We start from the raw sequence: 9,789 nt of genomic DNA on the forward strand, positions 1-9,789 counted from the left end.
CTCCCCGCTCACGCAGTAGTCACCGGAGAGCCGGATGCCCGGAAAGCGGGCCCGTCCGGTTCGGAGGGAGGCCGCGCGGAAAAGGACCAGCACATCTGGCACCTCGCCGCGCGGCCCACCCTACCCAGGGCGCCAAGGGCCACGCCGGCCTCGACCAGGGCCAGGTCACCTGCTGGAACTCCTGGATGCGCTGGAGCCTGATCAGCCTGCTGGCCGCCGCCGTCCTCGCCGTCACCCACGCCCGCAGCCGCACCACCGACGGACTCGATGCCGCCGACGCCGAACTCGTCCCTGCAAGCCCCCGCGAACTGCTGGCCGTTCTGCGCGTCACCGTCATCCCGGCGCCCCGCCGCGACCTGGAACACGTCCTGTTCTGGTCCGCCTGGCGCCGCCACCACCAGTACGAAGCCGCGGCCTGCCACCAGCGCTGGAACAACGTCACAGCGGAGGCGACCAGTTGACCGGACACGGAAGATCAACACTTACAGCTGCCGTGTGAGACAGCAGGCAGATGACATGACGTGAGACAGCCTGAAAACGTCCAGGTCACCGCGACGCTGCATGACACAGAGGCTGAGAACATACAAAAGACGCGCCTGCACGCCCTGCACAGCGCCGATCACCTACCCGAGGTCAAATCCCCCCACTGAGGCCGGTGATCGGCCCGCACCAGCCCGTACAGTGATCCGGACGACCTCGAGGACCGGAGACCATGCCCGAGCGGAACAAGCAGTTCGGCCTGTACGGCGCCCGCGGCATCAAGGGCCACGAAGCCGTCGCCCGCCGGCTGGATGCGCTGGCCGGCTACATCGCCACGCCCGTCACCGCCCGGCGCGGCCTGCTCGCCCGCCTGCACTACCTCACCCGCACCGACCACGCCCGCGCCGCCGCTCGCGAGGCCGGCCTGACCGTCACCGACCGCACCCTGCGCGCCTGGCTGCACGGCACCCGCTCGCCGTCGAGGGCGAACCTGGAGCGGATCGAGCAGGCCTACCGCACGGTGCGGCGGGAGAACGTCGCCCGCTACCTGCTCGCCCGCCTCAACCGGGAGGGCCGCGGCACGCGGGTGGAGATCCACCCGCTGAACCAGTCCCGGGTCGACCGGCCCCGCCAGCGCGTGGTGGAGTTCCGCACGCTGAATGTGCGCCACTGGGACCGCATCGTGCAGGCCTGGGCGGCCGGCGACGACCAGGAGCTGGACGACGCCTGGGTCGACCAGATCGTCGACCTGGGCTCGCAGTGGGGCCAGTACGAGTACGTCACCAACATCGGCTTCGCCGCGTGAGCGTTCCAGGAAGAGAGTTACGTCCTTCCTTGCCCGGAGTCTCCACCGACCCCGGGGTGCCTCTGTATCTGCCAAGCCTGATTCCTGATAGACCCCGACAGCCCGTCATTCGTGAGCCGCTGGCCTTGACATCCTGCTACTGGCCGGGGTGGACAGCTTGCACACCGGTGCCGGCGTACGCCTTGGGTGTCAGGGTGAGCAGGAACCGCCCGGTAGGGAAAGAGGGCGAGGGGCGGGCGGCGTGGATGGCGTGGACGGCGGCCCAGGAGTGCCCGAAGCGCAGCAGTTCGGTGGCGGTGACCGCGGCGTCGGTGTCGAACGCCTCGATCGTGATAAATCGCAGGCCCTTGATGTAGCCGAGCAGGCCGGGCCGCTCGGTGTCGCCGGCCGTCAGCGACAGTACAGGCGCGTATAGGCTGCCCAGCCCGCCGGAGGCCTGCACGTAGAACGCGGCGACCGCCTCGTTGAACGGGTCCTTCGGGTCGTACAGCGCGGTGGCGGTGGTGTGGTCCAAGACGACCGCGATCGCTGCCACTACGCGGCCGCCTGCGGGCCGTACTGCGTGGCGCTCAGGCGCTCCAGAAGGGCCCGGGCCTTTGCCTCGGCCTCCGGGCTCGGCGCGCTGCCGAGCGCGGAGGCGAGCTCGGCGCGGGCCAGCTCGGCACGCTCGGCGTACTCGGCCCGGGTCGGCGTGCCCTGTGCGAGCTGTTCGACCAGGGATCGGATGGTCGTGCCGTGCTCGGCCGCCAGCACGGCCAGTCGGTCACGTGCGGCCGCGCTCACCTTGATGCTTGTCTCGTCTGCTGCCATGTTCTGACTTTACCGCACTCCTCTACTCGCGGTAGAGGAAGAGTATTGCCGTGACAGCCCAGCCTGAAGCCCTGAATCAGGACACAGAGGTCAGACTGGTGCCGCTGGCCGAGGCAGCCGCCGCCTTCACCCCTGAACGGCGTGTCGCCGGCAGGACGATCATCCGGGTCGGCGAAGACTGAAGGTGAGGACACCGGCCGTCCCAGGCACATCAGGAGATCCTGGAGGCTAAACGGGAGCACCGTGAGCCGGCCTATGGGCGAAAAACTCGTACCGGGCGAGCGTCGGTGATCGGTTGCGGCCGGGGTAGGGCTCACGAAGTCCTGCTCTGATCCGTGGGCGGTGGTGGCGTCTCGCCGTCGCCTGCCAGCGTGTGGTGCAGCATGGAGACCAGCTCCGTGGGATCGGCCTGGGTCAGTTCGCCGAACGCGCCCGAGTGGCGTCCCAGGAGGACGCCGATGACTGCCGCCACCACGATCTCCGCCCGCATCTGTGAGCGGCCCAGTCCGAGGCGGGCGAAGTGCTCGCACAGCGGATCCACGAGACGCTTGTGGAGCGCCGCCAGAGCGGCGTCCTGCGCCGCCGGGTCGCTGAGCGGCTGCACGGCGACGCGGACCAGTGGGACGATGCCGCGGCGGTCGGCCCGCTCGAAGACGTCGAGCAGCCGGTTGATGTCGAGGAGGTCGGCGGTGACCGTGTCCCCTCGCTCGGCTTGCAGCGCGGCGACGTAGAGCTGGGTCTTGCCGCCGAAGTAGCGGGCGATGAGCGCGGGGTCGACCCCGGCGCGCTCCCCGATGTCGCGCGTCGTGGTGCGCTCGAAGCCGCGCTCGGAGAAGAGTTCGCCGGCCGCCCGCAGCAGCAGTTCGCGGCTGCGGGCGGCGTCGCGGCGGCGCGGAGGCGTGGTGCCGGTCACGTGCCGCTGCCGCGGGTGGGGGAGGTGTCGGCTGCCCGCGGCAGCGGCGAGGTGCCGTGCGCCCGCCACGCCTGTTGTCGTGGCAGACCCGCGGTCAGGCCGTCCCTCGCACCGCAGTGACGAGACCGGATGAGGGGAAGGCTCGCCAGCGCCGTGACCGCCCCCACGCCGCAGCCCAGCGCTCCGATAGCGCTGAAGCCGGCGTCCGAGGGCAGGGATCCGCCCGGGGCGGTGTAGGCCTGGAGCACCGCGGCGGCCAGAGCGCTGCCGGTGGAGTAGCCGATGTACTTCGCGACCTGGTTGAAGCTCATGGCACTGCCCGTCTCGTGGACGGGTACCGCGGTGACGATCAATCCGGGGGTGGCGGCGAAGTTGAGGCCGACGCCGAGCCCGGCCAGGGCCATGGCCACGAACACCCCGAAGAGGCTGCCGCGCAGGAACGTGAAGCAGAGCATGGCCGCAAGCGAGACGAGGCCGCCCAGCGGCAGCAGACCGGCCAGCGGCATCCGGCGGGTCAGGGCGCGGGCCAGACGTCCGGCCGCCAGGCTGGCCGCGGAGAACGGCACCAGTGCCAGGCCCGTGACGAGGACGGAGCCGCCGAAGCCGTACCCGGCACTCCGCGGTGTCTGCACGAAACGCGTCACCGACGACATCAACAGGTACATTCCCACACCGCCGACCATGGTGGTGAGATCGGCCACCAGCACCGTCCGATCCCGGATCAGGCGTACGTTCACCAAGGGATGCGAGGTGCGCGACTCGTGGACGACCCACCAGGCCAGCACCACGAGCGACACGCCGGCCAGCACCAGCAGGCGTGCCGAGGACCAGCCCCACAGTTCGGCCTGGCTCAGGGCGAGCAGCATTCCACCCATGCCGACCGTGAGAAGGAGCATGCCCAGGACGTCCATGCGATGCGCGGGACGCTGCGGCGGCGGGGGCAGGACCATGAAGGCCGCCGCCCACGCCGCGGCGGCGGCCGCCGCCGCGAACCAGAACGCGGCGTACAGGCCCAAGACCTGGGCGAGAAGGCCGGTGAGCGGGTAACCGAGCCCGACGCCCACGGACGTGGTGAGCGACAGGACCGCAACCGACGAACGCGCCCGCTCCGCCGGCAGGGCGTCCCGCGCGGTGGCAATGGCCAACGGCACCAGCCCCATCCCCACCCCCTGGAGCGCCCGTCCGGCGATCAGCCAGCCGAAACCCAGGGGCAGTGCCGCCAGCAGACTGCCGGCACCTACCCCGGTCAGACCGAGAAGGATCGCCTGCCGGCGCCGCGGCCCGTCGCCCAGGCGCCCCATCGCCGGGGTGGTCACGGCACCCACCAGCAGGGTCACGGTGAGCGACCACTGGGCACCGGAGGGCGAGACGTGGTCCTCGATGCTGATCGCCGGGATCAGCGGAGCACCGAGACTGCTGACGACCGCGACGAGCATGCAGGTGGAGACGAGCACGGGGACCAGCGCCCGCTGCCGCCGGGAGGAACGAGGAGGCGTTGGTGTCACGGGCAAAGCCATTCTTGTCATCAACTGATGTCATCGCATGATGACATCGCAATCGTCCGATCACAATCCGCCCTCGTGATCGGCAATGGGTCAACTACTCGGCCGTGAACGACCGAGCTTGTTGACTCGGTTCGGTACGGCTCTGTTCATGCTCCCGACTGCCCCCTACGACAGGGCGGTCACGGGTCACATCTGCCGGTCCCCGCTGCGCGGGGACCGGCTCAGGCATGTTGACGAATACCCACGCCGTGGCCCCTCGCTGAGCGATGTTGACCCCGGCGCTGCCCCCACGCCTCCGTGCTGTGGAGCGGCAGCTCGTTTCGTACGGCCTCGCGTTCGGCCCGCCAGGCACGCGGCCGGTTGGGAAACCACTCCAGGCGCCGCTCGCCGACCTGGTACCACCACAGGCGGTGCACCCGCCGGTGTTCCTTCCAGCGGCTGTCGGCGGCGGCTGAATCCGTTCGGCCGTCGTCGAGAGCGGCGCGGAAGGTTGGAGGTGATACCTACATAGAGCAGTCAGCCGAAGACGCCGAACAGCCGGTACAGGCAGGTGGTGATCATCGCCAAGCCAGCGCGCTGCTTGCCGACGGCAGCGGTGTGACAGGGCCTGCAGGCTGGTGTGAGGCCGCAGGAGCCCCACCGGCGCCCGTCTCGGACCCCACACAGATCACGCACTTAATGAAGTCCTCGTGCCGGATGTATCGGCTTAGCCGAGGCTGCCGCCGAACTGTCCGCTCTCGGCTTCCTCCGCAGTCAGCTGCAGCGTGCCGCGATGCGCGACTTCCTGTGGGGTTCGTAAAGTCATCGCTGCAGTTCAAGCCGTGTATCGGTACTCGTTGATGACCCCGCCGAGGACGCGGGTGCGCAGGAGCCGGCGGGGCACGCGATCGTGCCATATCGCTGGCTGTTCCCGGGCTTCGGATGGTCGTTGGTCTCGTGATCGGTGTGGCCGATGCGTGGTGCAGTGCTCCCGGTACTCGGCGAGGACCTGGTGGGCGTGGGCTTCGTTCACGATCAGGATGCGGTCGAGGACCTCGCGCCGGATCGCGCCGATCACTCGCTCGCAGTGGGCGTTCCTGCGCGGCGCCCGTGGCGCGCTGAGCAGCACGTCCGTGTCTTCGGCCTCGAAGACGGCGTCGAAGGAGTCGGTGTACCTGCGGTCGCGGTCGCGGAGCACGAAGCGGAGCGACTCGACGCGTGCGCCGAGGCCGGCGGTCGGACTGCGGGCCTGCCGGGTCGCCCACTGCGCGGTGGGGCGGGCGGTGATGCCGGTGCTGTGCAGCCGGCGGGTGCCGTGTCCGAGGAACGCCGGCGCGTACGGCCGCCTGCCGATGATCGTGTCGAGGGGGAAGAGATCCGCCGCGATGATCCCCTCGGCCCGGGTGGTGAGGAATGCGCGCCGGCTCGGGCCGGTGCGGGGCCGGGCCGATGCCGGCCGCGTGCAGGATTTCCAGACCGTGGACGGTGCGATCGGATGCTCCAGCCGGGCCGGCTCACCCCGGATCCGCCGGTGGCCCCACCGCGGGTTCTCCTGTGCCGGACGCAGAACCGGCTTCTTGAGCGCGGTGGCCGGTGCGGCGGCGGTCGGCGTAGTCCCCGCTTCTTGGCGATCAGCCTGCGGTGCCGGGCCGGCAGCGTGACCGGCGTGACCGGAAAGACACGGCTCCAGCGCCGGCGCGATATCCGCGACGACAGCGCGGCCGGCCAGAACCGGTCCGCGGGCTCGTAGCGGACCGGACCGGCGAGTTGCCGTCGCAGCACCACGTTCTCGTGCCGCAGCACCAGCAGTTCGGCGTCCTTGGCCGTGTCCCGGCGCAGCAGGACCGCAGGCACGGACAGCAACGCCCGGGTGGCCCGGTACAGCAGCGAGATGATCACTGGTGCAGCATCCCAGCCACCGCCGAGGGGTCCTGCACGCGAGCTCCCACCTGCAGCGATGACTTTACGAGCCCCACAGGCTTCTGACCGTGTGCGTGCCGACAACTCCTGTCGCCCTATGCGACCTGCGCGTATTCGTGGATGAGGCCGCCGAGGCGGTCCCGCTGGAGGATACGCGGAGGCCGACGCCATGACCGTGGTATGGGGATCCGGTGCCTCGGTGTGTCCGCTGCGAGGGTGAAGATCCGGCAGGGGGTGATGGCCGGTACGGGGAGGCGCACGGTAGCACAGGAGCGCAGCGCGAGGAGCGCGTTGATGGAGACGGTGGCCCATGCGGCAGAATGAGTGCCGCCCATGCCGTCCCCGACCGAACGAGAGAGTCTCGCACCTGTGACCGACGAGTCCGCGGCCCCGGAATCCGCCGACGAGGACGCCTTCGGTATCGATGCGTTCACCTTGGACGACCGGCTGCGGCTGTTCCACTTCGCCGCCGCCGAGAAACGCCACGAATACCTGTGGCTGTTGCGCGCCTTCGACCGAGGGCGGGCCAACTACCAGGTGTTGCTGCACGCCTCGGACGCCGCGGGGCTCCTGAAGCGGCTCGCGGCCGACCACCCCGGCGTGGCGGCCGTCGGGGACGTGCAGCCGTTGCTGGACGCGCTCGCCGATTGGCAGGTCCTCGACCGGTCGTACGACGGGACGCGCGCCGCGAACCTCGCAGAGTACCGCAACCGGCACTACGTCTACCAGTTCACCCAGGCGGGCTACCGGGCGTTCCGGGCCGTGGAAGACGTACTCGGCGCGCGGCTGGAGGACGCCCAACTCTCCCGGCTCGTCTTCCCCGATATCCTCGCCGACCTTCACGCGCTGGCCGACGCCAACGCCGCCGGCGACGCCGAGGAGGTGTACCGCAAGCTCGGCCGTCTGGACTCCGTACTGGACGAGATGGCGCAGCGCGCCGCCCGGTTCTACCTGATGCTGGGCGACCTGGCACGTACCAACGACATCCGGCCCGAGGTGTTCCTCGCCCACAAGGACGCCCTGCTTGCGCACATGCGGGAGTTCACCGCCGAACTCGGCCGCTACGCCCCGCTGCTCGCCGAGGCCGTCGAGAAGACCGCCGCCACCGGCGTCGACCGGATGATCGAGCACGCCGCCGAGGCCGACGAGCGGCTCTTCCGCAGCCCCGCCGAACGCCTCGAGGACTGGCGGCAGCGGTGGCAGGGCATCGTCCACTGGTTCGCGGAGCGTGAGCACAGCGAGGCCGAGCGACTGCAGGACGCCACCGTCACCGCCATCCGCTCCATCCTCGCCCTGCTGCGCCGGGTCACCGAGGCCCGCCGCGGAGGGGTGAGCCGGGAGAGCCAACTGCGGCATCTCGCCCAGTGGTTCACCTCCTGCGAGAGCGACGAGGACGCGCACGCCCTCTTCCAGGCCGCTTTCGGACTCGGCGCGCCCCGCCACATCGCCGTCCCCTACCCTGACCCTGAGCTGATTCCCGGGCGTACGTCCTGGTGGGAGGCCGAACCGGTCGAGCTGGCGCGCACCCTGGTCCAGTCCGGCCGCAGCCCTGGTCTGCACGGCCCCGGCCGCATCGAACGCAACGAAGCCCAGCGGGACCGGCTCCGCGCCGAGCAGCTGAAGCAGCAGGCCGAGCGCCGCGCGGCCGCCGCCACGCTCGCTGCGGACGGAGCACACGGCAGGGTGCTGGACGAAGCCGAGACGCGAGTCCTGCTGGCGCTGATGGACGTGGCGCTCGCCGCTCGCGTCCCGGCCAGCCGCAGCGTTCACGCCGCCTCCGGCTCCGCCCACGGCGTACGCCTGACCCTCACCCCCGCCGAGGGCTCCACCACCGTGCACACCGTCCGCGGCAACCTGCACCTGAACGGGCTGCGACTGGAGGTCACGGCATGAGTGCGGCACGAAGCACCTCCGCCCCGGGCGGCGGCGGGCGACGGGCGGGGGAGCGTGTCGCCGAGCACGTTTCACCTCTCGAACTCGCTGACTACCAGAAGGCCGTACGGCTGGTCCTGCGGCATCCGCTGATCACATCCTCGTACCCGGACCGGGCGGCCCTGCCGACCGTGCGCCGCTGGGCCGAACAGCTGCGCACCGACCTCATGGAGGTCCTCGGCTACCGGCTCGTCACCACGGCCGACACCGCCCGGCTGCTGCGCGCGCAGGACCACCTGGACGCGACACGGCCCGCCATCACCCGCGCCGGCCGCCCTTTCGACCGGCGCCGCTACGCCTATCTCGTCCTCACCCTTGCCGCCCTCGGCCGCCACGGTGCGCAGGTCGCCCTCGGTGAACTCGCCGACGCGGTCGCCGCCGACGCCGCGCGTATCGACGGCCTCGGTCTGGACACCACCCGCAAGACCGACCGGGACGCCTTCGTCGACGCCGTCACCTGGCTCGCCGAGCGCGGCGCCCTCGCCCTCACCGACGGCTCCGCCACCGCCTGGGCCGGCGACCCCGAGCGTGCGGAGGCCCTGTACGACATCGACCGTGAGATTCTCACCGCCGTTCACCAGCCCACCCGTGTCCTGCAACACCTCACCTCGGTGACCGGGCTCCTCGATTCCGGCAGCGCGCTGGGCCTGGCCACGGGCCGCCACGCGCGGCGCCGCGATCAGGCCCGCCGTGCTCGCCGTCTGGTCCTGGAGAACCCGGTGGCGTACTACGCCGACGCTGAGGCCGAGTTGCTCGGCCAGCTGCGTTCCCCTTCACTCGCCGAGGATCTGGAGCGTCTGACCGGACTTGCCGTGGAGCGCCGTGCCGAGGGCGTCGCGCTCGTCGACACCTCCGGCAGGCTGTCCGACATCCGTTTCCCCGGTGGCGGCACGGTCGCCCAGGCCGCGCTGCTCCTCGGCGCCCGCATCAGCGAGGCCGCCCTGCGCACGGGGCGGCACGCCCCGGACCTGCTGCCCGCCCCGACGGCTGCCGAACGCCTCGCCGCCCGGGCCCGCCGTATCGACGCGGCCCTCCCGGCACGCGGACTGCTCGCGCAGCTCTCCGTACCCGAGGAGGAGACGCTGTACGAGGCCGCCGACGAGGAGGGCGAGGTGCCGGAGGAGACCCGCTACCCCTTCGTCACCGACTCCTGGCTGCGCGGCAGACTCAAGGAGATCACTGGTGAGTACGGCAAGGGCTTCGCCGCCGACCTGCGCGAGGACCCGGACCGCCTGCTCGCCCAGGTCATGGACTTGCTGGCCGCCCTGTCGCTGGTCGCCCGCGTCGACGGCGGAGTCCTCGTGCTTCCGCTCCTCGCCCGCTACCGCGGGGTCAGCGTCCGCGTGAAGTCCCGTGTGTCCGCCCCGCGGCCCGCCGCCCAGACCGCCCTGTTCACCGACGACACCGTGAAGGACCCGACGCCGTGACCACCCCGGCTCCCGCCC

8 protein-coding genes and 1 pseudogene are annotated in these 9,789 nt (G+C 71.1%); 4 read left to right on the top strand and 5 right to left on the bottom strand.

Features of this window, described 5'->3' with window-relative positions; translation table 11 throughout:
* Positions 1–125: 125 nt before the first annotated feature.
* Together C1I97_RS23720 and C1I97_RS23725 are read left to right on the top strand one after the other, a co-directional pair.
* Positions 126–461 (top strand): annotated as a pseudogene (locus C1I97_RS23720) (IS701 family transposase); the annotation flags it as partial.
* Between the two features lie 251 nt (positions 462–712).
* Entirely contained in the window at positions 713–1,285 is a 573-nt protein-coding gene (locus C1I97_RS23725) for a transcriptional regulator (protein ID WP_111005215.1), read from the top strand.
* Between the two features lie 136 nt (positions 1,286–1,421).
* On the opposite strand, the gene C1I97_RS23730 is transcribed toward C1I97_RS23725, so the two are convergent.
* From C1I97_RS23730 to C1I97_RS42505, 5 genes are all read right to left on the bottom strand, one after another.
* Positions 1,422–1,820: a hypothetical protein gene (locus tag C1I97_RS23730; RefSeq protein WP_111005216.1), complete on the bottom strand. Its 399-nt coding sequence runs from the start codon at positions 1,818–1,820 to the stop codon at positions 1,422–1,424.
* Positions 1,820–2,095, bottom strand: coding sequence for a hypothetical protein (locus tag C1I97_RS23735; RefSeq protein ID WP_111005217.1), 276 nt, complete (start codon positions 2,093–2,095; stop codon positions 1,820–1,822). The genes C1I97_RS23730 and C1I97_RS23735 overlap by 1 nt, the downstream gene beginning before the upstream one ends.
* A gap of 313 nt (positions 2,096–2,408) precedes the next feature.
* Positions 2,409–3,008, bottom strand: coding sequence for a TetR/AcrR family transcriptional regulator (locus C1I97_RS23740; protein WP_111005221.1), 600 nt, complete (start codon positions 3,006–3,008; stop codon positions 2,409–2,411).
* Positions 3,005–4,513, bottom strand: coding sequence for an MFS transporter (locus tag C1I97_RS23745; protein WP_258382711.1), 1,509 nt, complete (start codon positions 4,511–4,513; stop codon positions 3,005–3,007). Before C1I97_RS23745 ends, C1I97_RS23740 begins: the two co-directional genes overlap by 4 nt.
* 814 nt (positions 4,514–5,327) lie before the next feature.
* Positions 5,328–5,690, bottom strand: a complete 363-nt coding sequence (locus tag C1I97_RS42505) for an integrase core domain-containing protein (protein ID WP_309147824.1) — start codon at positions 5,688–5,690, stop codon at positions 5,328–5,330.
* Positions 5,691–6,781: 1,091 nt separating this feature from the next.
* Between C1I97_RS42505 and C1I97_RS23755 the strand changes: the two genes are divergently transcribed.
* Together C1I97_RS23755 and C1I97_RS23760 are read left to right on the top strand one after the other, a co-directional pair.
* On the top strand, positions 6,782–8,305 hold the full coding sequence (locus C1I97_RS23755; RefSeq protein WP_258382712.1) for a TIGR02677 family protein: 1,524 nt from the start codon (positions 6,782–6,784) through the stop codon (positions 8,303–8,305).
* Entirely contained in the window at positions 8,302–9,771 is a 1,470-nt protein-coding gene (locus C1I97_RS23760; RefSeq protein ID WP_111005220.1) for a TIGR02678 family protein, read from the top strand. Before C1I97_RS23755 ends, C1I97_RS23760 begins: the two co-directional genes overlap by 4 nt.
* Positions 9,772–9,789 lie beyond the last annotated feature (18 nt).

It is taken from the genome of Streptomyces sp. NTH33, assembly GCF_003236365.1.
Taxonomy (GTDB): Bacteria; Actinomycetota; Actinomycetes; order Streptomycetales; family Streptomycetaceae; genus Streptomyces.

Coding starts and splice junctions, on each gene's coding strand:
- C1I97_RS23735 (WP_111005217.1), bottom strand. CDS start 2,095: ATGGCAGCAGACGAGACAAGCATCAAGGTGAGCGCGGCCGCACGTGAC.
- C1I97_RS23760 (WP_111005220.1), top strand. CDS start 8,302: ATGAGTGCGGCACGAAGCACCTCCGCCCCGGGCGGCGGCGGGCGACGG.
- C1I97_RS23725 (WP_111005215.1), top strand. CDS start 713: ATGCCCGAGCGGAACAAGCAGTTCGGCCTGTACGGCGCCCGCGGCATC.